Source organism: Ferrovibrio sp. GW821-FHT12F09, assembly GCF_058806775.1.
Genome location: NZ_JBXAPZ010000001.1, coordinates 1,857,639 through 1,884,380, shown reverse-complemented (window position 1 = coordinate 1,884,380; position 26,742 = coordinate 1,857,639). Strand labels below are relative to the sequence as shown.

The following is a 26,742-nucleotide window of genomic DNA, read 5'->3' as shown; positions in this document are numbered from 1 at the left end:
CCGGGGAAACAGTCATGAACAGTTAACGAGGCAACCTTTCATAGGTCGGCTGCTTCGCTTCATATGCCCCGCCCAGACGGTACAGCGTCGCCTCGTCAAAAGGCTTGCCGATCAGCTGGAAACCAACCGGGAGGCCGCCGCGGACGAAACCCGCAGGCACGGTCATGGCCGGCAGGCCGAGATAATTGATTGGCCGGGTCAATCGGGTCAGCGAGGCAATCGTCTTGGCTGCTTCCGGTTTGCCGGCTACATCGGTCTCTTCCAGTGTCGGCGCCGGTTTATCGGCCACCGGGGCAAAGACCGCATCGGCTACACCCATCGCCTGCAGGAAAGCGGCTGTCGCCTCGCCGCGCCAGCGCTGTGAATCGATGTAATCCACGGCGCTGAGAGCAAGCCCATTCTCCAGACGACCGCGCACCTGGTCACTGTACAGACTGGGGCGCGTCCGCAGCCATGGCGCATGCAGGGCCGCCGCCTCGGCGGAAACCATGACGAAAGATGCCGCCGTGATCATCTCCATGTCCGGTGGCGTCATCTCGATGATTTTCACGCCCAGCTTGGCAAATGTCTTGAGGACAGCCTCCAGGCATTCGGCACTCGGCTTGTTCAGCTTGTCCCAGAAATAACGGCGCGGCACAGCCAGTTTCAGACCACGGACAGCGCCCGACTGCACGGCCTTCACATAGGCATCGACCGGCCGGTTGCTGGCGGTCGGGTCGCGCGGATCGGCGCCGGCCAGAATCTCCATCAGCAGTGCGCTGTCTTCCACCCGCCGGGTCAGCGGCCCGACCGTATCAAGCGAATAGCTGAGCGGCATGGCAGCCGCGCGACTGACCCGCCCCCAAGTCGGTTTCATTCCGACAAGGCCGCAATAATGCGCCGGCTGGCGAATTGAACCACCGGTATCGGAGCCTAATGCACCAAAAACCATGCGCGCTGCCACGGCGGCGGCAGACCCACTGGACGAGCCACCCGTGATGCGGCCGGTATTCCAGGGGTTATGGGCATGGCCATAGTGATAGTTGTGACCAGTCGGGCCGAAGGCGAACTCGGCCATATTGAGACGACCAAGATCGAGCGCGCCTTCCGCATCCAGTCGCTGCAACGCAGTAGCCGTCTCTGTGGCTTTCCAGTGCCGGCGGATGGCCGAACCGCAACTGCTTTCCTTGCCCGCCCGGAAATACATATCCTTGTGTGCCAGTGGCACACCGGCCAACCGGCCCAGCTTAGCGCCGCGCTTGCGGGCACGGTCGACAGCTTTGGCCGCCTTCAGTGCGGCTTCGGCCTCCAGCTTGAGAAAGGCATTCACCTTCGGCTGCCATTCGGCGATGCGCGCAAGGCTGGCTTCGGTCAGCGCCTGGGATGTCACCTGTCCCTTGGCGACGGCGCGGACGGCTTCGGCCAGACCCAGATTGATCAGCGAGTCACCTGGCAGCTTCTTGCTCATTTGCGCGAGACTTTCTTGCTTTCGGCAGTTGCCGAAGGAAACAGGCCCGGCTCGCGCTCAAAGGCAAGCTTGTGGGCCACAATGCGGAATTTGGCAACGGCAAGACCAAGGCTGCCAGCGATGATATCGGCGCGTCCGGGGCGCAATTGCACACCAGCCTCGGCAAACAGGCCAGCGACCAGTGGCGGCTGCAGAGCCGCGGCCGGCTTTGCCGCCGGAGTGATCGGTGTAACGACAGCCTTCTTCGGTTTCATGGCGGTGGCTCGGCTCCCTTGCGCGCAGTGATCAGCCCATAATGCTGCGGCATGCGATGGGCCGCAAAGTTGAAAGTGGTATTCTTGTAGCTGGCGCAGGCATCAAGGTCACAGACAGCCACAGCCAGCTCGTCGCCGTCCCCCGGGGTCGCGGCCACCGTCATGCCCGACGGCGCGATGATCTGCGTCCCGCCGATCATCGGCACCCCTTCTTCATTGCCTGCCTTGGCCACGCCGACGACCCAGCAGCCATTCTGATAGGCGCCCGCCTGCATCACCAGCTGGTTATGAAACAGGGAATGCGCATCATGGTCCGGGGCCGGCGGGTTATGGACCGGCGTATTATAGCCAAGCAGGATCATCTCTGCGCCCTGGAGACCCATAACCCGATAGGTTTCCGGCCAGCGTCGGTCATTGCAGATGCACATGCCAAGAATGCCGCCAAAGGCTCGCCACACCTGGAATCCGGTATCGCTGATGTCGAAATACCGCTTCTCCAGATGCTGGAATTGGCGCCAGGGCTCATGCTCGGCATGACCGGGCAAATGCACTTTCCTGTATTTACCAATAATGGCGCCGACCTTATCGACCAGAATCGATGTGTTGTAACGCCGAATCTGGCCATCCTGCTCGGTGAGTTCGGCATAGCCAAGAGAGAATCCCAAACCGAGGCGGCGCGCCTCATCGAACAACGGCTGCGTTTCCGGACCCGGCATGCGGCGTTCGAAAAAAACATCAATCTCTGCCTGATCGGCCATGAACCAGCGCGGGAAGAATGTTGTCAAAGCCAGTTCGGGGAAAATCACCAGATCGCAACCCATCCGTGCCGCCTCGCGCAGATGGGCGATCAGGCGCTCTATCACCTGTGCGCGCGTGTCGTTGCGAGCAATCGGACCAAGCTGCGCCGCGCCAACGGTTACCAACCGCGCCATATCACAGCCTCCCCTGCACGGCTTCTGCCGATCGCCCGACGATTTTTTCATAGAGTGCCGGATCCGTAGCGCCCTCACTGCCAAAAACCAAAACGCGGGACGTCGCATCAAGCCGCAAGGCTGCAGCCATCCCCGAAACAGATCGTGCTGCCAGCGCACCCGCTAAACCGGCAACCGCGGACTCACCGGCAACAACCGGCACATCAGCAGCGGTCGACGCAGCCAACAGCCGCATCAACGCAACGGCTGATTCATCGTCAATGGTCATGAATGCATGCGCGCCAATCGACAGAATATCCCAGGCAATCAGCGATACCTCGCCACAGGCCAGGCCCGCCATAATGGTATCCAGCCTGCCTTCAACCGTGACTGGCCGGCCGGCCCGGGCACTACGATACAGGCAATCGGCGTTATCTGGTTCGACGACCACGAAAACGGGGTGATCTGCATCGCTTTCCCATAAATAGGCCAGCGCGGCAGCCGCCAGGCCACCGACCCCGCCCTGAACGAAGACATGCGTCGGTTTATCCGGGCATTGCGCCAGCGCTTCCCCCACCATGACCGAATAGCCCTGCATCACATCGCGCGGAATATACCGATAGCCGGGATAGGAGGTGTCCGAAATGACAATCCATCCGTTCGCTGTGGCATCCTGCTGGGCCTGACGCACGCTGTCATCGTAATTGCCGCGCGTCCTTACGACACGTGCACCGTAGGCGGCAATTGCCGCCTCACGACTGGGACTGACCAGAGCGTGGATGTAGATGACACAGGCGCAGCCGAACAGCGATGCCCCCCAAGCAACCGAACGCCCATGATTGCCATCCGTGGCACAGGCTACTGCGACACTGGCGACAACATCACGATACCGCCCGGACAGAAGATCGTCACTGCTGATATCGGACGGACTCCGCCCGATTGTCGATGCAACGATACGCTGCAGTTGACGCATCACCGCATAGGCGCCGCCCAGGGCCTTGAAGCTGCCCAGGCCAAATCGGCCACCCTCGTCTTTATACCAGACCGCGCCAAGGCCATGCGAAGCGGCCAGGCCTTTAAGGTCGTGCAACGGCGTCAGCGCGTAGGATGGCCAGGAAGCAATCTCGCTGCAGGCAACATCATGAGCTGCCAGAGATTGTATGGCTTTTAGATGGTCGGGGTATGGCCTGCCGGTCTGGCAACGCGGATTGACGAAACATTCAATGGACATGGTTTTCGATCAAGCAAGTTATCTGCCAAACTGAAAGCCGCCCGGCAGCGGATCAATGACGACGACCGGTTCATCGCCCTGCTTAAACGTTATGCAAGCGCCTCCATAACAGGCGCACCTCGCCAGCATCGTCAAGCGGGAAAACTTTCCATCATTGCAACGATCACTTTAGACACGCGACGAAGGTCAGGGCAAGCCCACGGCTAAAGCCCGTAGAACCTCACGGCATTGCCGCCATAGATGGCTGCCTGTTCGCTCGCGCTCAGAACACCCAGAACCTCGTCGCTGACCCTGAGCCAGTCAGCATAGCTGCCGGCCAGTGTCATGACCGGCCAATCACTGCCCCAGATCAGGCGTTCGGGCCCGAACAGGTCACGCAGCACGATCAGGTATGGCATCAGGTCGGCAACCTGCCAGTCGAGGCCTGCTTCCGTTAGCAGGCCGGAGAATTTGCAGCAGACCTGCGGATGTCGGGCCAGAGCCTGCAGGCCGGCGCTCCAGGTCTCTGCGCCCGCCGGCGCCGCCTTCCAATGCGCGATTTTTGGCTTGGCAGCATGATCGATCACCAGCTTTAGATCAGGATAGCGGCATGCCAGAGTTTCTATTGCGCCCAGATGCTGAGGATGGATCAGGGCGTCGAAGCACAGACCGTGCCTGATCATGGCGCGAAACACCGGGTCGAATTGCGCCTGCAGAATCCAGTTCGGATCGTCGATGAATTCCAGCATTGGTCGCAGGCCACACAGAGCAGGTTCGGCCGCGCGGCGGTCGACTTCGGCAACGGCATTCCTGGCTGTGAAGTCGACCCAGCCCACCACACCCCGAACTGAAGGCGTTGTGGCCGCGATTTCCAGCAGCAGGTCGGTTTCGCGGGTCGTATTGTCGGCTTGAACCAGAACGGTGCCGGTTATGCCCGCCGACACCAACTGCGGCGCCAGATCCGCTGGCATGAAATCGCGACGTATTCTTGCATGCGCGCTGTTCATCCAGGCATAGTCGCTGCGATGCAATTGCCAGTAATGCTGATGCGCGTCGATCCGGAGCATGACCCTTACATCGGTACCGGCGCATCATGCGGTAACAGATCTGCGGCCTTAAATTCGGCCCACAACGCCACTGGAATGGGCTGTTCATACAGATCAATGTTCAAGGTAATTTCTTTAGCGCTTCTTGCTCCCGGCACGACAGAGACCACGGCCGGGTGAAATGCCGGAAACTGAATGGCGGCTGCCGCGAGTGAAACATGGTAACGGTGACACAGCGCTTCCAGTTGCGCCGCACGTTCCAGAATAGCCGCCGAAGCCGGTAAATAGTCGTAATAGGCACCCGGGACTGGCCCGCTTGCCAGGATACCGGAATTGTAAGGTCCCCCGATCACGACGCCGATCTGCCGCTGCTGACAGGCTGGCAGAAAGCTTGTCAGTGCCGACTGGTCAAGCAGCGAATACCGACCCGCGAGCAGAAAGCAGTCGAAGTCGGCATGTTGCATGGCTTGTTCGCATATCTGCCATTCATTGACCCCGAAACCAATGGCCCCGATCAAACCCTGGCGGCGCAACTCGGCCAGGGCCACGTAAGCGCCATCCATCGCTTCACGATAGCGCTGTGGCAGAGCTTCTCCGTGACAAGCTGTATCAAGATCGTGGATATATACAATATCGATCCGATCGACGCCCAATCTTTGCAGGCTGGCATCCAGCGAACGTTTCACCCCATCGGCGCTGTAATCGCACCGGCGGCGCTTGCCCTGCAGCCCGACATAAGGTCCGTCCTGCCGGATACTGGCATCGTCATCCAGCAGCCAGCCGACCTTGCTCGAAAGCACATAGTCGCCGCGCGGAATACCTGAAAGAGCATGGCCCATCCGGCTTTCGCTGAGCCCGCTGCCATAAAGCGGTGCCGTATCAAAGTAACGAATGCCACGATCATGGGCGGCCTGAACCACGGTCATCGCTTCTGTGGCATCGACAGCCCGATAAAGGTTGCCAAGCGGTGCCCCGCCCAACCCCAACCCGGTCAGCGTCAGAGCCGTCCGACCCAATGCCCTGCGACGCTCCACACGATGATCCTGCATCAGTTCAAGCGACATAACCCGGCTTGCCCTGGGCGATAACACCCTTCTTGATAATCAAATTGGCATACGGCCGCGCGTCTCCTGTGGCGACAATCGCAAATGCCCTGGCGGAACGGTCATAAAACTCTTCACGCTTCACCTGCTCCACAGCAAAACCCGGAACGATCCGTGCCAAAAGCTGGGTCAGATCCTTCAGGGCCGGAGCATCCTGATCCTGTGGCCTGACCGGCTGCATAACTGCGAGGGGTGACGGCACAAAATCGTCCAACGGCAGTAATTTTAGAATCGCTTCGGCCAGACGCGATACGTCAACACCAGCCGCCGGCATAAGCCGCCGCGCCAATCGAGCCGCGGGGAAATTCGCATCCGCCAATACCAGTTCATCCCCGTGGCCCATGCTGGCCAGGGTATGTAAAAGATCGGCATCAATAACAGTCGGGATACCCAGCAACATGAAAAGGCTCACTTGTTGGCCGGTCGCCTGCCGGGCTGACTCCAGTCCGGCAGGCTTCCGATGGCTCAATTGCTCTTCTTGATGTTCCAATAAACCGGAATGGCAGCGTTCAGAATGCCATCCACTTTGGTGGAAACACCGCGCACCAGCGATAGCTGGCCGAGCGGAACATAGGGTACAGTTTCTTCCGCTCGCAGCTGCAATGCCTTGGCGATTTCCTGACGCTTGGCCAGGTCAGGCGTTACGGCGAACTCGCTCCGCATCTTTTCGATCTGCTCGTCGCAGGGCCAGCCGAACCATGCCGCGTCGCAGTTGGAGCGCAGGCCGAGATGGCCAAGCGGATCCATCATATCCGCACCGGTAGGCGCCGAAATAAACAACGACCAGCCACCTTCATTCATCGCCTTCTTGCTGGTGCGCCGCGCCGTCAGCGTGCCCCAATCCATCGACTGTGGCTCGACCTTCAGGCCGATGTCGCGCATAAGCTGTTCGGCCACCGAACTGAAGGTGTTGGTGATGCCAGCCTCGGTACCATGGAGCACCACCACCGGCGAACCATCATAATTGGCTTCTTTCACCAGCTGCCGGGCCTTGGCCAGATCCTGTTTTACCCAGCCGGCATCCGTGTAATAGGGCGAGGTGCACATGTAGAAAGACGGGCAGTCCTTATACAGCTTGGGATCTTCCACATAGGCGCGCAGGAAAATGTTCTGATCGACCATGTAGCGAATGGCCTGCCGGATTTTCGGATTGTTGAACGGAGGCTGCAGGCTATTCATACGGAATACCACCTGCACACCGAGCGAATCCTGCGGCAGCACTTTGACTTTGTTGTTCTTGGCCAGAAGGCCAAGCATATCCGGCGGTACTTCCTCGAAGATATCGACTTCACCGGCCTGCAGAGCATTCAGTGCCGTCTGCGCATCGGCCATATAAAGCCACTCGACCCGGTCGACATTGGCTTGCTTGCCACCGGCGAGACCCGAAGCCGGCTCGCTGCGTGCCTTATAATCCGGATTGCGGATGTAAACGACCTTGGATCCCGGCACCCATTCATCCTTTTTCATGATGAACGGCCCCGAACCAACCGGGTCGGTGAGTGACTCCGTCGCCGGCGTCTTGGCGATACGTTCCGGCATGATGAACGGAACATTCGAGCTGGGCTTGCCCAGCGCATCCAGCACCAGGCCCCACTTCTGCTTGAGCACCAGCTTGACTGTCTTGCTGTCGGCGGCCTCAAGGGTTGCGGTATTCGCCATCAGCTGTTGACCCAGGCCGTCGCGCTGGCCCCAACGCTGCAGAGAAGCGACCACATCCTTCGCCGTCACGGCCTGACCGTCGTGGAACTTCAGGCCATCGCGCAGCACAAAGGTCCAGGTCATGGCGTCCGTGCTGACCTCATACTTCTCCAGCATCTGCGGCTTGATCGCCAGTTTTTCATCCATGGCAAACAGCGTGTCGTAAATCATGTAGCCATGATTACGCGCCATGTAGTCGGAATTGACGATCGGATCGATCCCCTTGAGATCGCCGAACGGCCGGATGCGCAGGACATTGCCCTGCGCTGCCGCCAGTCCGGTTTGCAGGAGCACGGCAGCCGCAGCCGCAAATGCGAGGCCCCGCCATTTGAAAGCGTTTTTCATAAGATTCCTCCCTCTGTTTATCTGCGTTTGTTTTACTGACTTCATGGTGAAATGATCGGGTGATGACAGGCAACGCGATGCTGTGGCGCCAGTTCAATCAAGGGCGGCGGCGCTTCGGCACAGACCGAGGTTGCGCGCGAGCATCGTGTACGGAAGCGGCACCCGCTTGGCAGAGCGCTGGCGCTTGGCACCTCGCCTTCCAGCAGGCTGCGCTTACGACGGGCACGAGGATCCGGCGATGGCACAGCTTCCAGCAAAGCTCTCGAATACGGGTGCGCCGCAGCGGAAAAGAAGCGTTGCCGCGGCGCCATCTCGACGATGGCACCCAGATACATCACGGCAACAGTCGTGCTGATATATTCCACGACCCCCAGGTCATGACTGATGAACAGATAGGACAGACCAAGGTCGCGCTGCAGGTCGGCAAGCAGGTTCAGAATCTGCGCCTGCACTGAAACATCCAGTGCCGAAACCGGCTCATCGGCCACGACCAGAGACGGATTCAGCGCAAGCGCCCGTGCGATGCCGAGCCGTTGCCTTTGGCCGCCGGAGAACTGATGCGGGAAACGGTCGCGCTGATAGCCGGCCAAGCCGACACGGTCGAATAAGGCATCGACCGTTCGCGCACGCCCCGCACCATCGTCAATGCCATAGTTGATCAGGGGTTCCGCAACAATCTCGGAAGCCGAAAGTCGCGGGTTGAGCGAAGCGAACGGATCCTGGAATACCATCTGAATACGTCTGCGTGCCTGCCGCAGACTTTCGCCGTCAAGATCACCCAGATCGGTGTCATCAAGCAGGACGGCGCCCGCGGTTGGCGTGACAAGGCGCAGGATCAGTTTGGCAACGGTGGATTTTCCGCAACCGCTTTCACCCACGAGTGCCAAGGTTTCCCCACGCGGGATGATGAAGGAAACACCATCGACCGCTTTCACGGCTCCCGCTTCGCCACGCCCGAACCACCCGCGGCGGAACGGGTAATGTTTGACCAGATCACGGACTTCAAGCACAGCTGTCATCGTGCGACAGCCTTCCGCTGTCCGGGAACCGTTGCATGCCAGCAGGCAGTGGCATGCCCGCTGCCATTGGGCAGAAGTTCGGGTGTAACAAGGCATGCATCGTCGGCGCGATCGCAGCGGGGCGCAAAGCTGCAACCGGATGGCATGTCAAAGGGCGACGGGACCATACCCGGGATTTCACGCAGACGATCCGAGGCGGTACGGTGCAGTGCCAGATGCGGCACAGAATCCATCAGCCCGCGGGTATAAGGGTGACAAGGTGCATCGAACAGGTCGTTCACGGCAGCAGTCTCGACACTGTGACCGGCATAAAGAACCATGACGCGATTCGCAACTTCGGCAACGACGCCAAGGTCATGCGTGATCATGATGACGGCCGCACCGGTTTCGGTACGAATTTCATCCAGCAACGCCAGAATCTGCGCCTGGATGGTTACATCGAGAGCGGTGGTCGGCTCATCCGCGATCAGCAATTGCGGACTGCAGGCCAAAGCCATGGCGATCATGACGCGTTGACGCATGCCGCCGGAGAGTTGATGGGGGTACTGGCGCAAGCGCCGCCTGGCATCCGGGATTCGCACCTGCTCCAGCAGACGCACCACCTTTTCGTCTGCTTCATGACGCGTCAGCCCCTGATGCAGGCGCAGCACTTCGCCAATCTGCCGTCCGATGGTCAAAACCGGGTTCAGCGACGTCATCGGCTCCTGAAAAATCATCGCAATCCGGTTGCCGCGGATGCGACGCATGGCCGGCTCATCCAGCGTCGTCAGGTCCACACCGTCGAACATAATCCGACCAGCGGTGATGCGGGCGATGCGTTTTGGCAGCAGCCGTAGAAGGGCCAGCGCCGTGATGCTTTTGCCGCAGCCGCTTTCGCCAACCAGGCAAAGGGTTTCCCCGTGATCGACCGTAAAAGAAAGATCGCGCACCACTGGCAACGTGCCATGTGGCAGCTCAAACGATACCGTAAGGTTTTCGACGGTCAGCAGGGGTTGAGTGTGACGTGTCATGGCCTCAGCCCTGCCGGCGAGCGAGGCGGGGATCGAGAGCGTCTCGCAGCGCATCGCCCACCAGATTGACCATCAGCACGAGCAGCGCCAGGAACACGCCGGGAAACGCCACGATCCAAGGGGCGCGTTGCAGGTATTGCCGCCCCTCCGCCATCATGTTGCCCCAGCTGGGCACTTCCGGCGGCGTACCGGCGCCAAGGAAAGACAGCACGGCCTCCAGGATCATCGACGAGGCAAAGACATAAGTTGCCTGCACCAGAACCGAGGCAACAGTATTGGGCAGCACATGCCGCAGCAGCAGTCGGGGCAGGCGAGTGCCGTTGGTAATGGCAGCGTCGATATAGGGCTGCTCACGAATACTAAGGACAGCGCTTCGCACCAGGCGCGCCATGCGCGGGATTTCCGGAATGCTGATGGCGATCACCACATTCTGCAGGCTGGAGCCAAACAGCGACATCAATGCAATGGCCAGCAGAACGCCCGGTATGGCCATAATGCCATCCATGATCCGCATCACAATGCCATCCAGTCGCCGCAGAAAACCGGAGACCAGGCCGATTGTTACCCCGAGAATGGTAACCAGCACTGCGACCAGAGTGCCCACTGACAGCGAGACACGGGTACCGTGAAGGGTGCGGGACAGGATCGACCGGCCAAGGTGATCGGTACCGAACCAATAGTCCTCGCCCGGCGGGCGCAACCGATAGATCGGGTTGATCGCCTTCGGATCCGGCAACAGATAAGGCGCTGCAGCTGCGACTGCGATCAGAGCCAGCAGGGCCAAAGTGCCGAACAGGATGATTGGGTGACGACGCAGGAACGCCACGACATGGTTTGCCCGACGCATCCAGGCAGGAGCAGCTACAGCACCAACGGTATCACTAACGGTCATGACTAGTACCGGATCCGCGGGTCGAAGAGCATATAGCTCAGGTCGACCAACAGATTGATTACCACGTAGACGGCCGCAAACAGCAGGATCAGCCCCTGCACCACCGGATAGTCGCGGCGCAAAATCGCGTCGGCCGTCAACCGGCCAAGCCCCGGGATGTTGAACACGGTCTCGGTGACCACGACACCGCCCAGCAGCGCCGCAACACCGACACCAATCACCGTAACGATTGGCACGGCAGCATTCTTGAGAGCATGGCCGACCAGGACCGGCTGCGGCGCCAACCCCTTGGCATGAGCGGTGCGAACATAATCCTCCGCCAGCACTTCCAGTACGCTGGCGCGTGTAACGCGCGCCAGCAAAGCTGCGTAAAGCAGCGCCAGCGTTATTGCCGGCAGGGTCAGGCTGCGCAGGGAGCCGAACAAGCCGTCTTTCAAAGGGGCATAGCCCTGGGTCGGGAACCAGCCAAGTGTCAGCGCGAAGACATATGCGAGCAGAAAGCCGACCACGAAAACCGGCGTGGAGAATCCCAGTACGGCAAAGCCCATGACGGCACGGTCAACCCATCCGCCTGCGCGATAGGCGGCAAGAACGCCCAGCGGAATTGCAAAAGCGACTGAAAGCAGGATGGTGTACAGGGTCAGCAGCGCTGTCGGCTCTATGCGCTGGGCGATGAGACTGGTTACCGGCAGACGCGAGAAGATCGAGGTGCCGAGATCTCCCTGGGCCAGACGGCCGAACCAGCCGACCATCTGCTCCAGCACCGGGCGATCGAGCCCCAGTTGCTGGCGGATCGCTTCGATCTGCTGCGTGGTGGCGTAATCACCGGCAATCACGATGGCCGGGTCGCCCGGGGTCATCTGCAGCAGCAGGAAAACGAATACTGCCACCAGCCCCAGCACCGGAATTGTGGCCAATACCCGGCGCAGCAGATAGCCAATCATGCCGCCTCCATGGTCAAAGCCCCATACTGCGCAACCACTATTCCCTCCAGCACGCCATGCGGCATTATGTAAAACGTTTTACAAACCTGTGCCAGATTCGATTTGCTTTGGCAAGAGCGATTCAGAATTTTGACAGGATGGCGCATCTTGCGATGCAGCAAAATCCTTCGCTATTGCAGTATTAGTGGGTGTTTCCGGCCGCGTATGGATGCAACCTCTTGTCAGCCCTAGAGGCCTCTGCCATAACCTAATACATATATTAAACGTTTCAATCTGAGCAGGATCATGGCGACAATCCGCGATGTGGCACGACTGGCCGAAGTTTCGGTGGCAACCGTGTCCAATGCGATCAACGACCCCAACCGGGTCAGTGACGAATTGCGGACCAGGGTGCTCAAAGCTGTCGAAACCCTGCAATACGCGCCACGTGCAGCGGCGCGCAGTCTGCGCAAACAGTCCAGCGGGCTGATCGGCCTGATCGTCGCCGATATCACCAACCCCTTCTTCACCGAACTGGTCCAGGCGGTTGAGGTGCTGGCCAGCCAGCGTGGTTATTCCGTCCTGCTATGCAACAGCAACGAGGAACCGGCCCGCGAGGAAAAACATCTGCAGGTACTGCGCTCGCAGTGGGTGGACGGCGTGATCCTTGCCACCACCGGTGAAGCCTCGCTTAGTCGCACGGCTTTGCTGTCACAGATGCGCTTTCCCATCGTGCTGGTCGACCGCGCCTTCGAGGACTTCGGGTTCGATGCTGTGGTATTGGACAACCGCCTTGCTGCTTACCAGGCGACAGAGCATCTGATCCGCCGCGGCCATCGCCGCATTGGCTTGATCTCAGGCCCAGCCAGTGTCACCACCGGCGCAGACCGTCAGCGTGGTTACCGCGAGGCCTTGCATGCCAGCGGCCTGCCCTTCGACCCGGCGCTGGTCTGTGAAGCAGGGTTTCGTGAGCAACAGGGGCATGACGCCACTGTAACCCTGATGCGCCTGTCGCAACCGCCGACCGCCCTGTTCGCGGCCAACAATCTCATGGCCATCGGCATGATGCGGGCTTTAAGCGATCTGGGTCTGCGCTGCCCGGACGACGTCTCGGTCATCAGCATCGATGATTTCCCCTGGGCCGATGTGTTCCGCCCCCGCCTGACCACAGTGGCCCAGCCGGTACGCGAAATGGGGGAAACCGCGGTCAGCCTGCTGATGGATCGTATTTCGGGGAGTCGCCAGGGGACCGGCAGCCTGCATGTGCTGGAGTCCAAGCTAGCCATCCGTGAATCCTGTGCGGCGCCGTTATCCTCGTTGGCGCCAGTCGACCTGGTCCGTTGAAGGTCAACATGAGTAACGATCTGATTAAGCTGTCCGCTGTTGCCGTCCACGACTTACTGCATCGGCGCGAAATCAAGCCGATTGACCTCGTGGAAGCCTCCATCCACCGCATTGAAGCCACGGACGGGATGGTGAATGCCGTGCCGACCCACTGCTTCGAGCGGGCCCGCGAACAGGCAGAGAGCCTTAATCCTGCCAGTACACTGCTCGGCGGTATTCCTTTCGTGATCAAGGACAATGCCGATGTGGGCGGCGTGCGCTCCACCGGCGGTACGCCCATTTTTTCTGATCGCGTCGCCATGCAGTCCGACCGAACGATTGCACTGATCGAGCGCAATGGCGGTATCCCGATTGGAAAATCCAATCTCTCCGAACTAGGCGGCGCTAATACCACCAATGCCGTGCTGGGTACGACGCGCAATCCCTGGAACACGGCACTGACCTGCGGCGGCTCCACCGGCGGATCGGCCGTGGCGCTCGCCACCGGCCAGGTCTGGCTCGGCCATGGCAACGATGCCGGCGGTTCGCTGCGCATTCCGGCCAGCTTCTGTGGGGTTGCCGGCTTGCGCCCGTCGCTTGGTCGCGTGCCCCGCCGTAGCGCGCTCAATCCGTTTGAGATGATTTTCGTCGACGGCCCGATGGCCCGTGATGTCAGCGACCTTGCTCTTTTCTTCGACGCCATGGTCGGCTTCGATGCCGCCGATCCGGTATCGGCTCCGTCCGACGACGGCCCTTTTCTCGGCCATGCCCGCCAGCCTTCTAAACCGCTGCGCGTGGCATGGTCCGACGATCTCGGCTGCCTGCCCGTGCAGGACGAGGTCCGCAATCTCGGCGGCCGCTTCGTAAAGCAACTGGAATCCAGTGGCGTTCAGGTACACCGCGACAGTCCGGATTTTACCGGCGCGCTCTCCGCCCTGCTGACGTTGCGTGGGGCTGCCTATGTTACCACCTGGGAGCCGTTCCTCGCGCATCATCGCAGCCAGTTCACGCCGGAAGTGATGAGTGATATTGAGCGTGGCCTGCAGCAGTCGGTTTCGGATACCGGTGCGGCAGAACGTTATCGCGCCGAGATGTATCGCCGCGTGATCGCATTCCTCCAGGACCACGATGTCCTGATCACCCCCAGCGTGACCGCCCTGCCCTTTCCGGTATCCCAGCGCTGGCTGACCGAAATCGATGGCCAGCCCCAGCAGAGCTATATCGACTGGATCGCGATTACCGCCATCACGTCGCTATTGGGCTGTCCGGTTCTGGCATTGCCGGTCGGTTTTTCAAAGGCCGGTCTGCCATTCGGCGTACAGATCATTGGCCGGCCGCGTTCAGAAGCCCAGTTGTTTCGCACCGCAGCATGGATCGAAAAACTGCTCGCCCTGCCGCCCAATATCATTGATCCTCGTGCTCCCGTTTCCGCCGATCAGGACACTATCCATGCGTGATACCGTTCTCGCCGCCTGCCTGCCTGAAGATCATGACCAGGCCACACTGGTCGGACGCGCCTGGATCAAGGGCAACCCGGCAGGCCCCGTCGTCGCGACATTGCGCGGCGAAGATGTTGTGGATCTTTCTGCACTGGCCGCGACCAGCAGCGAACTGCTCGACCGGGACAATCCGGCAGCCGACGTGGCAAAAGCGGCCAAGGCTGCTCCGGTGATCGGCCGGCTCGCCGACCTGCTTGCCAATACGGCTACGCAGACAGTGCCCTATCTGCTGGCACCCTGTGATCTGCAGGCGGTGAAAGCCGCTGGCGTCACCTTCGCCGACAGCCTGATCGAACGCGTCATCGAGGAACAGATTCGCGGCGACGCCAGCCGCGCCGAAGCCGTCCGCGCCGAGATCGCAACCGCCATGGGCGGGGAATTGGCCCGCATCAAACCCGGTTCGCCGGAGGCCATGCGTCTGCGCGAAACCCTGATCAAGCGGGGTGCCTGGTCGCAGTATCTGGAGGTCGGCATCGGCCCCGATGCAGAAATCTTCACCAAGTGCCAGCCGATGGCATCTGTTGGCACAGGCATGGACGTCGGGATCCATCCGGAATCGACTTGGAACAATCCCGAGCCGGAAGTCGTCCTCGCCCTGAACAGCAAGGGACAAATCGTCGGCGCTACACTCGGCAACGACGTGAACCTGCGCGACGTGGAAGGCCGCAGCGCTCTGCTGCTAGGCCGAGCAAAGGACAACAACGCATCCTCGGCCATCGGCCCGTTCATCCGACTGTTCGATGGCCATTTCACGCTGGATGACCTCCGTCGTGTCGAAGTCAGTCTAGTGATCGAAGGACGGGACAATTTCCGCCTGGAAGCCAGTTCACATCTGGCCAAAATCAGTCGTGACCCGCTCGATCTGGCCGAACAGGCTTTCGGCAGCAGCCATCAATACCCGGACGGAGCGATGCTGTTCACCGGCACGATGTTTGCGCCAATCCAGGATCGCGATGCACCCGGCATGGGCTTCACACACAAACCCGGCGATATCGTCACCATCTGGTCACCCCGGCTTGGTGGGCTGGTCAACCGGGTAGATCTCTGCGACCGGATCGCACCATGGGTATTTGGCAGTCGTGCACTGATGCGCAACCTCGCACAGCGCGGCCTGTTGCGTTAAACTGCCGGTCAAAGTCGTGGGAGAGCTGTATGCTGGATCGTGTCTCGACGGTGATCCGTCTGAACGAAAATGACAATGTGGTTGTGGCGCGCAGCGAGATGCAGCCCGGCATGAGCGTGGAAGGTGGCAATGTCACCTGCCGCAGCATCATTCCCCCCGGCCACAAGGTGGCCACTGCGCCAATCGGCCAGGGCGAAGCGGTGCGCAAGTACAACCAAATCATCGGCTTCGCCTCCATGCCGATCGAGCCCGGGCAGCATGTGCATACCCAGAACATGGTCATGGGCGATTTCAGCCGTGATTATGCCTATGGCGCTGACATGCGCCCGACGCTGTATTTCCCCGATGGCCAGCAGGCTACATTCGAGGGCTATATGCGTGAGAATGGCCGCGCTGGCACGCGCAACTATCTGGGCGTCATCACCAGCGTCAACTGTTCAGCTACAGTGGCACGCTATATCGCTGACGCCTTCAAGGGTGACGCACTGCGCGATTATCCCAATGTCGACGGCGTGGTCGCCATCGTGCATGGCACGGGCTGCGGCATGGCGGATACGGGCGAAGGCTATGGCAACCTGCAGCGCACGCTCTGGGGCTATGCCCAGCATGTGAACTTCGCCGGCGTCCTGATGCTCGGCCTGGGCTGCGAAGTGGCCCAGATCGATTTCATGATGGAAGCGCAGGGCCTGAAGCACAGTCCGCGCCTGCAGAGCATGACCATCCAGGACAGCGGCGGCACGCGTAAGACCGTGGAGCGCGGCGTCGCCCAGTTGAAGGATATGCTGCCGGCCGCCAACGCCATCCAGCGCCAGACCGTGCCGGCCTCGCACCTGACACTCTGCCTGCAATGCGGCGGTTCGGACGGCTATTCCGGCATCACCGCCAATCCGGCACTGGGGGCGGCAGCCGACCTGCTGGTCCGCCATGGCGGCACGGCCATCCTGAGCGAGACACCGGAAATCTATGGCGCGGAGCATCTTCTGACCCGCCGCGCAGAAAATCCTGCCATCGGCGAAAAGCTGATCGAACGGATCCGCTGGTGGGAAGGTTATTGCGAGCGCAACGGCGGCTCGATGGACAACAATCCGTCGCCCGGCAACAAGAAGGGCGGCCTGACCACCATCCTGGAAAAGTCGCTGGGTGCGGCGGCCAAGGGCGGCACCACCAACCTGCGCGGCGTCTACAAATATGCCGAGCCAGTGGATACCAAGGGCTTCGTCTTCATGGACACGCCCGGCTACGACCCTTGCTCGGCTACCGGACAGATCGCCGGCGGCGGCAATATTATCTGCTTCACCACCGGTCGCGGCTCAGTGTTCGGTGCCAAGCCGGTGCCCTCGATCAAGCTGGCGACCAACTCGGCCATGTATCGCCGCATGGAAGAGGACATGGACATCAACTGTGGTGCCGTACTGGATGAAGGCATCAGCGTCCCGGATATGGGTCAGAAGATTTTCGACAAGATCATCGACGTGGCATCCGGCAAGCCGTCCAAAAGCGAAGAGCTCGGCTTTGGCGATGCCGAATTCGTGCCGTGGCAGATCGGCGCGACGATGTAACGGCGTAGATCAGTGGGCCGAGGCGCTGTCCTTGGCCTTCTGACGCCGCGTTTCGCCATCGATGCCGCCGGCGACCGCCCATTCGGCAAAGATTTCCGGCTTCTTCTCGAATTCGCGCGGCTGCCACTTCTCGGTCAGGTAATCCTCGTCGGTGTAATATTCGACCAGACCGCCGGCCGGATTCTTCACATACCAGAAGAAAGCTGAAGAGATCGGATGCCGGCCCGGCCCGAGCTGCGTCTCCCAGGCCTGGCGGTTGATATACATGCCGCCGCCAATCACTTCGTGGAAATCACGCACCGTGAAGGCGACATGGTTGATGCCGGCCTGGCCGTTCGGACTCTTCAGCAGGAAAAGATTGTGGTGCCCGCCCTCGGCGTTGCAGCGCAAGAACAGGCCGGTGCCCGGATAGCTGTCGGACAAATGGAAGCCGAGCGTTTCGATGTAGAATTTCTGCATCGGTTCGATCTCGGGCACGAACAGCACGTAATGGCCGATATTCACCGGCTCAGCCCGCTGGTAGATCGGGCTCGGCGTGTCGATACGGCGATGCTGGTCGATGGTATTGCTGGCAGCGCCGGTAACCTGCACCTTGCGACGCCGGGTGACACGGAAAGAGATCGTCAGGCCGCAGGGATCGACACAGGCGAAACCGTCCGGACGTTTGGTCAGGGCAATGCCGGCCGCCTTTAGTTTGGATTCCAGTACCTGCAGGTTCGCCACAGTATCGATGCCCCAGATGCCTTCGCGCAGAGTCGGACCGGTCTCGAAAGCCGGTGACAGCCCGGGATCGTCGGCCGCACGCAGTTCCACCGTGCAGCCGTCCAGGGTCTCGAAACGGCCATCGGTCGTTTCCTTAAGGCCCCAGTCGGCAAAGAAGCGACGGCAGAGCGCCATATCCTCGACGCCGTATACGACGCCATCCACACCCAGAATCGACATCCTGCTACTCCTTGAACTCAGATCTGCACGGGCCGCAGGCGATTGAGGATCGCCCGCACCGTGCTGTAAGCCGCCAGCGACGAGGTCTTGGGGTTGCCCTGCAGCGGCTTGCCCTTGATCACCAGATGCATCTCGCCGAACGCACCCTGCGCCTCGATCTCATGGATATTCGCCTGTACGGCCGGATCAGCGATCATGCGAACTTCCGTTGCATCCAGCCCGATCCCCGCCAGTGCCACTGTGGCGGCGACATTGGCGTTCTTCGGGTAATCGCGCGCCGCCGCACGGGCCGTACCGGTATAGAAGATTGCCGCCTGCTTCAGCTCATCCAGATCGACCGCCTGCTCTGCCGGCGTACCCTTCCAGGCACCCGGCGGCTTGCGGGATATATAGGAAACCCGATCCAGTCCGCCAACCAGGGCTGCGTTCAGGGCATCGATGCCCGGTACCGCGCCAGCCGGCAGGATCAGCTTTGCCTCGCCCTGCCGCGCTGCGCTTTCCAACGCAGCCAGCAGCGCGTCATCGCCAAGAGCCCCGATAGAGGCCACCACCAGATCGATGCCGCGCCTGAGCAATGCCGGGCCATAGGCTTTCACAGCCGAATGACCGGCGCATTCCGCCGCCAGGGCCGGCGTGAAAGCCAGATCGTCCAGGCTGCCGATCACCCGCAGATCCGGCAGCTCGGCCTGAATGGCAGCAACCCGCTCCGGACGCACGAGCACCGCGCCGACCGAGAATAGCCCAGTCCGCTTTGCCGCGGCGCGCACTTCGGCCGCGATGGCGCCGTGGCCGATCAGCAAGATCTGCGGCAGACCGGCCATTACGAGGCCTTGCGTACCGGCGGGCCGGCAAAGGCGCTGGCATAAGGACCGATCGCCACCATATCGACCTCGATCATCCGCGGCCCGGTTTCGGTCATTGCCTGCGCCAGCACGGCCTCCACCTTGCCGATGTCGTTCAGCAGGGTGTGCTTCCAGCCGAGGCTTCGCGCCAGATCGGGGAAGGATGGCGTGTGGAGATCGACGTAATACTTGCGGCCACCGAACTTGGCATCCTGGATATTGCGGATCACGCCATAGCCGCGATCATTCATCACGATCAGCAGCATGTCGGCCTTTTCCTGTGCCGCCGTCGCCAGCTCGCCGACACAGAGCATCAGGCCACCATCGCCCGACAGCACCACGGTCTTGCGGCCCTTGGCGCCGACGGAGGCACCAACACCCATCGCAGCGCCCATGCCGATGCCACCGCCCAATGCATGCACGCCGTTGCGCGGATCGAACAGCTTCAGCATCCGGTTACCCCAGGTGCTGTTCGACACCGTCACGTCGCGTACCCAGACATAGTCGCGCGGCACGGCCTTCTGGAGGGCATCGACCAGCTTTTCATAGGGTCCGAGACCCTTGCGGAGCTGGATTTCCGCTTCGTCCCGTGCGGCCTTCATGTCTTTCGCAAAAGTCGGATCGATCTGCAGCCGACCGCTAAGACGCGACACCAAGCCGGCAAGCGCCACCTTGGCATCCGCGGCCATGAACAGGTCGGCGGTATAGCCGCGGCCGTGGGCCATCGGGTCGGCGTCGATCTGCAGCAACGGTTTGGGCAGGCGCAGGGTGTATTTCAGGGTCTCATTGCCGCGCAGACGCGACCCCACGACCAGCATGGCATCGCAGCTGGCGTAAAAGGCTTCGACCGGCGGCGACAGGTTGAAAGCACCCAGAGTGCGGGCATCGTCTTCCGGCAGCACGCCACGACCCTGCACGCTGGTGACAACCGCAAAGCCAAGATCCGCCAGTGCCTTTATCTCCGCCGCCGCATGCCGCGCGCCGCCGCCAGCCCAGATCAGTGGGCGCTTGGCAGTAGCCAGCCTGTCTGCAAAGGCATCCAACGCGGCCGGATCGGGCTGCGCCACCGGCACCGGCACAGGACCCAGTTGTGCCGGCAAGTCGACCAGCGCTTCCTGCACATCAATGGGAATTTCCACGCTGACCGGACCGGTCGGCGCGGTCAGCGCCACGCGCACAGCTTCCTGCAGGGTGCCCAATGCCGTCTCCGGCGACCAGACGCGGAAAAAGGCCTTCGACACGGCCTTCAGCATGCCGGGCTGGTCGGTCGCTTCGTGGATGTAGCTCCAGCGCTTGTCGAGATAGGCGCGCTCGATCTGGCCGGTGAGGTGCAGCAGCGGCGTACCGGCGGTCTGCGCCTCCACCATGGCGCCGGCAGCATTGCCCGCCGCCGTGCCGGTGCTGGTGATCGCTACGCCCAGATGACCACGCACGCGGGCAAAGGCATCGGCCATGTTGACCGCACCCGCCTCGCCCCGGCTCGGCACGAAGCGGATGGTGTTGCGCTGGCCGAAAGCATCCAGGATCGGCATGTTGTGGATCGAGATGACGCCGAAGGCGGTATCGACACCACAGGCCTCGAGGAAACGGGCTGTCAGCTCGCCGACAGTGATCTGTTCAGACATGAAGCGACTCTCTGATGGTCTTGGCAGCCGACTTGGATTCAGCCGCCGGCAGCGGTTGGGGGTGGCGCGGCGCCTCGCCGCGGATCCACTGGGTTATCTCAGTGGCGGCTTGCAGGATCGAGTCTTTCAGGCCGCCATGCATGGCGGCGGCATCGATATAGGCATCGACAGCGGTGATGTTGATCGCCGCCACGATCCGGCCGGCGCCATCACGCACCGGCGCCGCCACCGAGCTGACGCCGCGCTCGAAAAAGGACTGGCTGGTGGCATAGCCGCGGCTACGGTCCTCGTTCAGCACATCCTTGAGGGCAGACACCGTTGTCGGCGTCTGCTCGCTGTAGCGCGGCATGCTATCTTCCGGAAACAGCTGCTGCAGAGCAGCATCATCATGGTCGATCAGCAGCATCCGTCCCATCACGGTGGCATGGATGGGGAACCGCGTGCCGATATTCACCGTGCTGGAAATCGTGGTGCGTGCCGGGTAGCGCGCCACATAGACGATCTCGCGGCCATCGGCGACCGCCATATGGGCCGACAGGCCGGTTTCATCGCGCAGGCGCTGCAGGATCGGCTGGGCGGCCTCGACGATATCGAGCGAGGCCAGGTATTCGAAACCATGCCCCAGGATCGCCGGACCGAGCTTGTAATGTCGCTCATCTGCCTCACGGCGCACGAAACCCATCGATTGCAGGGTATGCAGCAGGCGGAAGACCGTGGAGCGCGGCAGCTGCAACTCCTGCGCGATATCCGGTGCGGTCAGGCTCGGCCGCTGGCGCGAGAACAGCGACAGCACGGCCAGTCCCTGCGCCAAGGCCGGCACTACATATTTTCCCTGCGGAATGCGATCAGCGCTCATCATGGGCCTCCGCGAATTGCGCCAGAATGCCGGTGAAGCGTTCTGGCTTTTCGAGATACAGCGCATGCCCTGCGCCGGGAATGACATGTACGGGTGCCTGCGGCCGCAATGCTGCCGCACGCTGGTTGGCTGCCGGCGGCGTGATCACGTCGCTGTCGCCATAAATGATCTGCATCGGCATCGCGCCCGGCAGGCGGGCGATATCGGCCAGGGCGTTACCACCGGACAGCATCCGCGAGGCCTGGCCATAGCCTGGCATCTGGACCAGCGCCATGGCATCGATCACCACCTGGCGCATCTCTGGTGTGGCATCCGGCCCCAGCAGGCGCGGAGCGCGCTTCTCGGCCATGGCCCGTGCGCCCATGGTGTTCATATCGTCGAGCCGGCTGTTCAGCAGGCGGTCGCGCTCTTCGGCCGGCAGGTTGGCATGGCCGATGGCAATGCTGCTGAGCGTCAGCGTCTGTATGCGATCCTGATGATCGGCGGCGAACCGCGACGCGATCAGGGTGCCGAGCGAATGGCCAACCAGATGGCAGCACCCGATGCCGAGGGCATCGAGGAAACCGTTCAGCGCCGCGCCATAGCTGCCAGCATCGGGCATATCAGCCGCAAGTGGTGTCGACTGGCCATAGCCCGGCGCATCCCAGGCGATCACGCGGAAACGGTCGGACAGGTCGCCCAGCTGGTTGCGCCAGGACCGCGAAGCTGAGCCGATGCCATGCAGTAGCACAAGCGGCGTCCCGCGCCCGGCTTCCAGATAGGAAATCCGAGCGGCGCCGATGGCCGCGATGCGCGGCTCAATGGAAGACAAAGCCGCCATTGACAGGCAAGAGTTGGCCGGTGACGAAGCCGGCACCGTCACCCAGCAGGTAAACGACAGCTCCGGTAACATCCTCGGGCATCTGGGCGCGCGGCATGGCGCGTCCGTCCACATAGAGGCGCTTGCGCTCCTCCGGTACATATTCCGTGGCTTCCACCAGCACCAGGCCGGGTGCGATGGCGTTGACCGCAATGCGATCCGGCCCCAGTTCACGCGCCAGCGAGCGCGTCATGCTGATGATCGCGCCTTTGCTGGACACGTAATGCAGCAGGCGCGGCGCACCCCAGAGCGCGGTATCGGACGCGAGGTTGACGATCCGCCCGCCAGCTTTCGACTGTCGCAGCAATGGCGCCAGCGCCTTCACCATCAGCCAGGTGCCGCGCACATTTACGCTCATCACCCGATCCCAGGTCTCGATATCGATTTCCTCGAAGGTCTTGCCGCCGATCCCAGTGGCGATGGCGGCATTGTTGACCAGGCCGTCGATATGGCCGTAGCGGGTCTTCACAGCCTCACCGAAGGCGGAAATCGAGACTGGATCGGCCAGATCGACCTTCAGGAAGGCCGCATCCACGCCGGCCTTGCGCAGGGTATCGGCGGTCGCCTCCCCCCATTCAGCATTCAGGTCGGCGACGACAATACGGGCTGCCCCGGCGGCAGCGCAGGCTTCGGCAAAAGCCTTGCCCAGCCCGCGCCCGGCGCCGGTCACCACGATGGTGCGATCCCGCAGGGTCATCTGTTCTCTCTTACTCGGCCGCCGAGGCCTTGGCAGATTCGGCTGCCGCAGCGGCAGCTGCGATCTCGCGGCGACGCTTGCGCAGCTCCATCAGCGGATGGCCTTCCGGATAATCCGGAACGCTCGGCTTGGACACACCCAGCATGACGCACATCAATGCCTCTTCCTGACCTTCGTTCTTCAGGCCGCGGAACACGCCCGGCGGCACCGAAACCACATCGCGATCGGACAGCACCGTATCGAAAGTCTCGCCATCCAGTTCGAAGAACAGCCGCAGCTTCTGCGCCTTCAGCACGAAGAACACTTCTTCGGCGTCATAATGCACATGCATCGGACCTTCGCAGCCGGCCGGCAGGATCATGGTCGAGAAGGTAAAATGCTCGGACGGGATGGTGTTGGTGTCGTTGCCCACGCCGGTGGCACCGGTGCCGATATAGCGGCACTGGGCGCGCCGGTATTTCGGATCGAAGTCGGCCTGGAATTTCAGCGCATTCCAGTCGTACTGGCGGGTCGAGTACCGCGCAATGCGCGATTCGATCCACTGCTGCAGCGACTTTTCCTGCGGCTTCTCCCAGGTCGGGAACCAGTCCTTGGCGAATTTGGCAACCTTCTCAGCGATACTCATGGCAATCCTCCTTCAGGATGCTTCGCTTCAATCCAGAAACTGTCAGGCCACGTCAGCCGCACGCGGCGCTTCACCTGCAGAGGCTTTCGCCGCCGCCAGTGCCTGCACCTGATCGCGGGCCGATTTCAGCAGCACGGTGCGCACACGGCCCAGGCCGGCGTCATGCTGGTAGAGGAATTCACGCTCGCGGGCCTGCGGCGCCATCGCCTCCAGGATCACGCGATCCTGTTCCAGCACGGCCCAGTGCAGGCCTTCCAGGCGGGCGCGATAAAGGAACTTCCAGGTATCGCGCTGCCAGCCGGCGATCTTGCGGATTCGCCAGAAGAAGACGCGGCAGTTCTCTTCATCCACCGGCGCCACCATGCCGACGATGGTGAACGGACCGCCCGGACCGGCCTGCTTGCCATAGGGGATTTCCAGGCGCAGCCAGAGCGAATTGGTGATGCCGAACTCGGTCCAGTCGAAATTGACGCCACGCTGGCCGGCCTTCTCGAAGACAAAGCCGGTATCGGTCTTGCGCAGCTTCATCTCGGCATGCTTGTCGCCGTCGGCCATGGAATGCGATTGCGCATGCAGATAGGCCCCGTGCATCGGGTCCATCACGTTGTCGATGGCGTAACGGTAATTGCACTTCCAGTGCGCCGTGCACAGGATCGGCTCGTAATCGGGCGACACCAGCTCTTCCGGCAGCAGCAGGTCATCGGGTTCGGCATGCAGCGCATCGCCGAACCAGACGAAGATCGTGCTGGCCTTTTCCTGCACATGGTAGCTGCGCACGCAGCGCTTGCCTTCCATCGGCGCATTGGCCTGGGCTGGCACGCGCGGCACGACGCCGTCGCTGCGCACTTCCACGCCGTGATACCAGCAGGCAATCTTGTCGCCGAGCGCCCAGCCCAGCGAGAGCCGTGCGCCGCGATGCGGGCAGCGGTCTTCCAGACAGTGCAGCTTGCCGGTCTCATCGCGCCACAGCACGATATTTTCCGATAGCCGAGTCAGGCCGACCGGACTGGTGCCGACCATCCAGCTTGGCGCGACCGGATACCAGTAATTGCGCAAACCCCGGTTCAGCAGGGCTTCGGCGTCTTTCATCTCACTTGCGGCAGCCATGGGGCGGGCCTCCTTCAGGTCAGACGGGGGCGCGCGAACGCGCCGGCATGTAATGCAACACCCGGCCCTCGACAAGCACGATGATGCCGTAGAGCACGATGCCGATCAGGGTCAGGAGAATGATGGCAACAAAGACCATGGCAGTGTTGCCAGCACCCTCGCCGAAGGTGAGCAGGTAGCCTAGGCCGGTATTGCCACCGACCAGCTCGCCCACCACCACGCCGATCACGGCCAACGTGGCAGCGATGCGCAGGCCAGCAAACAGCGGCGGCAGGGCGGCCGGGAATTCGATCTTCCAGAACACCTGGAAACGGTTGGCGGTGAACGAACGCGCCAACCGCACGATATCGGGGTCGATGGCACGCACAGCGCCCAGCACGTTGATCATCACCGGAAAGAAGACAATCAGGATGCAGACCAGGATCTTCGGATAGACGGTATAGCCGAACCAGATGATGAACAGCGGCGCGAAAGCCACCTTCGGCGCGATCTGCAGCGCCAGGATATAAGGCGACAGCATAAACTCGGCTGTCGGCGACATGCCCAGCACAAAACCGGCCAGGATGCCCAGCAGTGCACCCAGCACGAAGCCGACACCCACCTGCATCGCCGTGATGCCGGTGTGGAAGATCAGCTTGTCCTTGGCCAGCATGCGCAGGAATTCGTCCCAAACCAGGCTGACCGGCGGGATGATGAAATGCGGAATCCCGAACCAGCCCGGCACCCATTGCCAGGCCGCCACGAAGACGACGAACAGCAACAGGCTGCCAGCCATCATGCGGCGAAGATGCGGTTGGGACAGTACGGCTTGCATTCTCATTCACTCCCGCCGGCGCGAACCGGTTGGCTTATTGGACGAACTGGTTGGTGTAGAGGTCCTTGATCGCGGTCTTGTCGCGAATCACGCCTTCCTTGACGTAGAAATCCTGCAGGGCGCCGAGACGGCTCTCGTCGACCGCGCCGAGCTTGGTCTGGCCCGGATAGACATACTGGTTGTAGAGCTTAAAGGACGCGACGATGAAGGCCTCGTTGCCGTTATGCTCCGGCACCGCCTTCACATAGTCGGCCGCGGCGGCAGTCGGATTATCCATGATATCCTTCATGCCCTTCAGCGTGGCGCGCACCAGCTTCTGGATCAGCTGCGGATTCTTCTGGATTACGTCGTCAGCTGCGATGATCGCCTGCGCCATGCTCTTGAAATGCACGTCGGAGGGGATGATCTCGATGTTCATCTTCGCAGCCTGGGCCTGGGCGGTCCATTCCGGCACGGCGGCCATGGCATCGGCCTCGCCCGCGACGAACAGCTTCCAGACGTTGACCGGGCCGGCGGCCTGGGCATTCACGTCATTCTTGGTCATGCCTTGGGTGGCGAGCATACCCAGCAGCGCGAAATAAGTGGTGTCCTGGTAAGCCATCGCGGTGATGGTCTTGCCTTTCAGGTCCTTGATCGACTTGACGCCCTTGTCCTTGTTGATGACCAACTGCATCAGCGAGCCGCCGCCGAGCAGCGCCACCGTCTTCACCGGCACGCCGTTCGGGCGCACGATGATCGAGGTATCGCCGATGCCGCCACCGATCACGGCGTTACCGGCACCGACCTGCTTGGCGACGTCGACGCCGCCCTTGCCGATCTGAAAGGTGACATTCAGACCTTCGGCTTTGAAATAGCCGCGCTGTTCGGCCACCATCCAGGGGCCGAAAGCTGGCAGCGACTTCGGCGCCGGCAGCAGATAGGTGACATCCTGCGCGCGGACATCCTGGACGCCCGCAGCCGCCATCGTCAGACCGAAACCGGCAAGGCCGGCGAGAACAAATTTACGCATCACA

Annotated in this window: 26 protein-coding genes; 4 read left to right on the top strand and 22 right to left on the bottom strand. The window is 61.6% G+C overall.

Annotated elements, in window-relative coordinates; genetic code table 11:
• Nucleotides 1-22: 22 nt before the first annotated feature.
• The 12 genes from AC1ROB_RS09335 to AC1ROB_RS09280 form a co-directional block, all read right to left on the bottom strand.
• Nucleotides 23-1,447 (bottom strand): amidase, encoded by a 1,425-nt coding sequence (locus AC1ROB_RS09335; RefSeq protein ID WP_492971461.1) that lies wholly within the window; start codon nt 1,445-1,447, stop codon nt 23-25.
• Complete coding sequence (locus AC1ROB_RS09330; protein WP_492971462.1) at nt 1,444-1,701, bottom strand: hypothetical protein; 258 nt, start codon at nt 1,699-1,701, stop codon at nt 1,444-1,446. The genes AC1ROB_RS09335 and AC1ROB_RS09330 overlap by 4 nt, the downstream gene beginning before the upstream one ends.
• Nucleotides 1,698-2,633, bottom strand: coding sequence for an N-carbamoyl-D-amino-acid hydrolase (locus AC1ROB_RS09325; RefSeq protein ID WP_492971463.1), 936 nt, complete (start codon nt 2,631-2,633; stop codon nt 1,698-1,700). The genes AC1ROB_RS09330 and AC1ROB_RS09325 overlap by 4 nt, the downstream gene beginning before the upstream one ends.
• A gap of 1 nt (nt 2,634) precedes the next feature.
• Nucleotides 2,635-3,843, bottom strand: a complete 1,209-nt coding sequence (locus AC1ROB_RS09320; RefSeq protein WP_492971464.1) for a diaminopropionate ammonia-lyase — start codon at nt 3,841-3,843, stop codon at nt 2,635-2,637.
• Nucleotides 3,844-4,046: 203 nt separating this feature from the next.
• Nucleotides 4,047-4,889, bottom strand: coding sequence for an amidohydrolase family protein (locus AC1ROB_RS09315; protein ID WP_492971465.1), 843 nt, complete (start codon nt 4,887-4,889; stop codon nt 4,047-4,049).
• Between the two features lie 5 nt (nt 4,890-4,894).
• Nucleotides 4,895-5,932 (bottom strand): aldo/keto reductase, encoded by a 1,038-nt coding sequence (locus AC1ROB_RS09310; protein ID WP_492971466.1) that lies wholly within the window; start codon nt 5,930-5,932, stop codon nt 4,895-4,897.
• The gene (locus AC1ROB_RS09305; protein WP_492971467.1) at nt 5,922-6,371 is read right to left on the bottom strand and encodes an RbsD/FucU family protein; all 450 of its coding nucleotides are present in this window, start codon (nt 6,369-6,371) and stop codon (nt 5,922-5,924) included. The genes AC1ROB_RS09310 and AC1ROB_RS09305 overlap by 11 nt, the downstream gene beginning before the upstream one ends.
• A gap of 65 nt (nt 6,372-6,436) precedes the next feature.
• Nucleotides 6,437-8,059 carry an ABC transporter substrate-binding protein gene (locus AC1ROB_RS09300; protein ID WP_492971468.1) on the bottom strand — a complete coding sequence of 541 codons (1,623 nt, stop codon included), beginning with the start codon at nt 8,057-8,059 and terminating at the stop codon, nt 6,437-6,439.
• Nucleotides 8,056-9,033, bottom strand: coding sequence for an ABC transporter ATP-binding protein (locus AC1ROB_RS09295; protein WP_492971469.1), 978 nt, complete (start codon nt 9,031-9,033; stop codon nt 8,056-8,058). The genes AC1ROB_RS09300 and AC1ROB_RS09295 overlap by 4 nt, the downstream gene beginning before the upstream one ends.
• Nucleotides 9,030-10,043: an ABC transporter ATP-binding protein gene (locus tag AC1ROB_RS09290; RefSeq protein ID WP_492971470.1), complete on the bottom strand. Its 1,014-nt coding sequence runs from the start codon at nt 10,041-10,043 to the stop codon at nt 9,030-9,032. The genes AC1ROB_RS09295 and AC1ROB_RS09290 overlap by 4 nt, the downstream gene beginning before the upstream one ends.
• Nucleotides 10,044-10,047: 4 nt before the next feature.
• A complete protein-coding gene (locus tag AC1ROB_RS09285) occupies nt 10,048-10,869 on the bottom strand; it encodes an ABC transporter permease (protein ID WP_492971471.1) in 822 nt (273 codons plus the stop codon).
• Between the two features lie 68 nt (nt 10,870-10,937).
• Nucleotides 10,938-11,879, bottom strand: coding sequence for an ABC transporter permease (locus tag AC1ROB_RS09280; RefSeq protein WP_492971472.1), 942 nt, complete (start codon nt 11,877-11,879; stop codon nt 10,938-10,940).
• Nucleotides 11,880-12,164: 285 nt separating this feature from the next.
• On the opposite strand from AC1ROB_RS09280, the gene AC1ROB_RS09275 reads away from it, so the two are divergent.
• From AC1ROB_RS09275 to AC1ROB_RS09260, 4 genes are read left to right on the top strand one after another with little or no spacing between them, the layout of a single operon-like run.
• Entirely contained in the window at nt 12,165-13,202 is a 1,038-nt protein-coding gene (locus tag AC1ROB_RS09275; protein WP_492971473.1) for a LacI family DNA-binding transcriptional regulator, read from the top strand.
• Entirely contained in the window at nt 13,199-14,638 is a 1,440-nt protein-coding gene (locus tag AC1ROB_RS09270) for an amidase (RefSeq protein ID WP_492971474.1), read from the top strand. Before AC1ROB_RS09275 ends, AC1ROB_RS09270 begins: the two co-directional genes overlap by 4 nt.
• On the top strand, nt 14,631-15,803 hold the full coding sequence (locus AC1ROB_RS09265) for a fumarylacetoacetate hydrolase family protein (RefSeq protein WP_492971476.1): 1,173 nt from the start codon (nt 14,631-14,633) through the stop codon (nt 15,801-15,803). Before AC1ROB_RS09270 ends, AC1ROB_RS09265 begins: the two co-directional genes overlap by 8 nt.
• 29 nt (nt 15,804-15,832) lie before the next feature.
• Nucleotides 15,833-17,362, top strand: coding sequence for a UxaA family hydrolase (locus AC1ROB_RS09260; protein ID WP_492971477.1), 1,530 nt, complete (start codon nt 15,833-15,835; stop codon nt 17,360-17,362).
• Between the two features lie 9 nt (nt 17,363-17,371).
• Here AC1ROB_RS09260 and AC1ROB_RS09255 read toward each other — a convergent pair whose 3' ends face one another.
• The 10 genes from AC1ROB_RS09255 to AC1ROB_RS09210 are packed head-to-tail and all read right to left on the bottom strand — an operon-like array spanning nt 17,372 to nt 26,738.
• Nucleotides 17,372-18,304 (bottom strand): VOC family protein, encoded by a 933-nt coding sequence (locus AC1ROB_RS09255; protein ID WP_492971478.1) that lies wholly within the window; start codon nt 18,302-18,304, stop codon nt 17,372-17,374.
• A gap of 17 nt (nt 18,305-18,321) precedes the next feature.
• A complete protein-coding gene (locus AC1ROB_RS09250) occupies nt 18,322-19,125 on the bottom strand; it encodes an aspartate dehydrogenase (protein ID WP_492971479.1) in 804 nt (267 codons plus the stop codon).
• Complete coding sequence (locus AC1ROB_RS09245; protein ID WP_492971480.1) at nt 19,125-20,771, bottom strand: thiamine pyrophosphate-binding protein; 1,647 nt, start codon at nt 20,769-20,771, stop codon at nt 19,125-19,127. The genes AC1ROB_RS09250 and AC1ROB_RS09245 overlap by 1 nt, the downstream gene beginning before the upstream one ends.
• Nucleotides 20,764-21,627 (bottom strand): IclR family transcriptional regulator, encoded by an 864-nt coding sequence (locus AC1ROB_RS09240; RefSeq protein ID WP_492971481.1) that lies wholly within the window; start codon nt 21,625-21,627, stop codon nt 20,764-20,766. The genes AC1ROB_RS09245 and AC1ROB_RS09240 overlap by 8 nt, the downstream gene beginning before the upstream one ends.
• Complete coding sequence (locus AC1ROB_RS09235; protein WP_492971482.1) at nt 21,617-22,447, bottom strand: alpha/beta fold hydrolase; 831 nt, start codon at nt 22,445-22,447, stop codon at nt 21,617-21,619. Before AC1ROB_RS09235 ends, AC1ROB_RS09240 begins: the two co-directional genes overlap by 11 nt.
• Complete coding sequence (locus AC1ROB_RS09230) at nt 22,425-23,183, bottom strand: SDR family oxidoreductase (RefSeq protein WP_492971483.1); 759 nt, start codon at nt 23,181-23,183, stop codon at nt 22,425-22,427. Before AC1ROB_RS09230 ends, AC1ROB_RS09235 begins: the two co-directional genes overlap by 23 nt.
• A gap of 10 nt (nt 23,184-23,193) precedes the next feature.
• Entirely contained in the window at nt 23,194-23,808 is a 615-nt protein-coding gene (locus AC1ROB_RS09225; RefSeq protein WP_492971484.1) for a cupin domain-containing protein, read from the bottom strand.
• Nucleotides 23,809-23,850: 42 nt separating this feature from the next.
• On the bottom strand, nt 23,851-24,915 hold the full coding sequence (locus tag AC1ROB_RS09220; RefSeq protein ID WP_492971485.1) for a Rieske 2Fe-2S domain-containing protein: 1,065 nt from the start codon (nt 24,913-24,915) through the stop codon (nt 23,851-23,853).
• Between the two features lie 19 nt (nt 24,916-24,934).
• On the bottom strand, nt 24,935-25,729 hold the full coding sequence (locus AC1ROB_RS09215; protein ID WP_492971486.1) for an ABC transporter permease: 795 nt from the start codon (nt 25,727-25,729) through the stop codon (nt 24,935-24,937).
• A gap of 34 nt (nt 25,730-25,763) precedes the next feature.
• Entirely contained in the window at nt 25,764-26,738 is a 975-nt protein-coding gene (locus tag AC1ROB_RS09210; protein ID WP_492971487.1) for an ABC transporter substrate-binding protein, read from the bottom strand.
• Nucleotides 26,739-26,742: the final 4 nt, after the last annotated feature.

Bases quoted from the DNA above. Each gene is read 5' to 3' on its own strand.
- AC1ROB_RS09315 (WP_492971465.1), bottom strand. From the start codon at position 4,889: ATGCTCCGGATCGACGCGCATCAGCATTACTGGCAATTGCATCGCAGC.
- AC1ROB_RS09300 (WP_492971468.1), bottom strand. From the start codon at position 8,059: ATGAAGTCAGTAAAACAAACGCAGATAAACAGAGGGAGGAATCTTATG.
- AC1ROB_RS09245 (WP_492971480.1), bottom strand. From the start codon at position 20,771: ATGTCTGAACAGATCACTGTCGGCGAGCTGACAGCCCGTTTCCTCGAG.
- AC1ROB_RS09225 (WP_492971484.1), bottom strand. From the start codon at position 23,808: ATGAGTATCGCTGAGAAGGTTGCCAAATTCGCCAAGGACTGGTTCCCG.
- AC1ROB_RS09210 (WP_492971487.1), bottom strand. From the start codon at position 26,738: ATGCGTAAATTTGTTCTCGCCGGCCTTGCCGGTTTCGGTCTGACGATG.
- AC1ROB_RS09275 (WP_492971473.1), top strand. From the start codon at position 12,165: ATGGCGACAATCCGCGATGTGGCACGACTGGCCGAAGTTTCGGTGGCA.
- AC1ROB_RS09330 (WP_492971462.1), bottom strand. From the start codon at position 1,701: ATGAAACCGAAGAAGGCTGTCGTTACACCGATCACTCCGGCGGCAAAG.
- AC1ROB_RS09215 (WP_492971486.1), bottom strand. From the start codon at position 25,729: ATGCAAGCCGTACTGTCCCAACCGCATCTTCGCCGCATGATGGCTGGC.
- AC1ROB_RS09235 (WP_492971482.1), bottom strand. From the start codon at position 22,447: ATGGCGGCTTTGTCTTCCATTGAGCCGCGCATCGCGGCCATCGGCGCC.
- AC1ROB_RS09310 (WP_492971466.1), bottom strand. From the start codon at position 5,932: ATGTCGCTTGAACTGATGCAGGATCATCGTGTGGAGCGTCGCAGGGCA.
- AC1ROB_RS09250 (WP_492971479.1), bottom strand. From the start codon at position 19,125: ATGGCCGGTCTGCCGCAGATCTTGCTGATCGGCCACGGCGCCATCGCG.
- AC1ROB_RS09335 (WP_492971461.1), bottom strand. From the start codon at position 1,447: ATGAGCAAGAAGCTGCCAGGTGACTCGCTGATCAATCTGGGTCTGGCC.
- AC1ROB_RS09260 (WP_492971477.1), top strand. From the start codon at position 15,833: ATGCTGGATCGTGTCTCGACGGTGATCCGTCTGAACGAAAATGACAAT.
- AC1ROB_RS09240 (WP_492971481.1), bottom strand. From the start codon at position 21,627: ATGAGCGCTGATCGCATTCCGCAGGGAAAATATGTAGTGCCGGCCTTG.
- AC1ROB_RS09325 (WP_492971463.1), bottom strand. From the start codon at position 2,633: ATGGCGCGGTTGGTAACCGTTGGCGCGGCGCAGCTTGGTCCGATTGCT.
- AC1ROB_RS09305 (WP_492971467.1), bottom strand. From the start codon at position 6,371: ATGTTGCTGGGTATCCCGACTGTTATTGATGCCGATCTTTTACATACC.
- AC1ROB_RS09230 (WP_492971483.1), bottom strand. From the start codon at position 23,183: ATGACCCTGCGGGATCGCACCATCGTGGTGACCGGCGCCGGGCGCGGG.
- AC1ROB_RS09220 (WP_492971485.1), bottom strand. From the start codon at position 24,915: ATGGCTGCCGCAAGTGAGATGAAAGACGCCGAAGCCCTGCTGAACCGG.
- AC1ROB_RS09280 (WP_492971472.1), bottom strand. From the start codon at position 11,879: ATGATTGGCTATCTGCTGCGCCGGGTATTGGCCACAATTCCGGTGCTG.
- AC1ROB_RS09255 (WP_492971478.1), bottom strand. From the start codon at position 18,304: ATGTCGATTCTGGGTGTGGATGGCGTCGTATACGGCGTCGAGGATATG.
- AC1ROB_RS09295 (WP_492971469.1), bottom strand. From the start codon at position 9,033: ATGACAGCTGTGCTTGAAGTCCGTGATCTGGTCAAACATTACCCGTTC.
- AC1ROB_RS09290 (WP_492971470.1), bottom strand. From the start codon at position 10,043: ATGACACGTCACACTCAACCCCTGCTGACCGTCGAAAACCTTACGGTA.
- AC1ROB_RS09265 (WP_492971476.1), top strand. From the start codon at position 14,631: ATGCGTGATACCGTTCTCGCCGCCTGCCTGCCTGAAGATCATGACCAG.
- AC1ROB_RS09320 (WP_492971464.1), bottom strand. From the start codon at position 3,843: ATGTCCATTGAATGTTTCGTCAATCCGCGTTGCCAGACCGGCAGGCCA.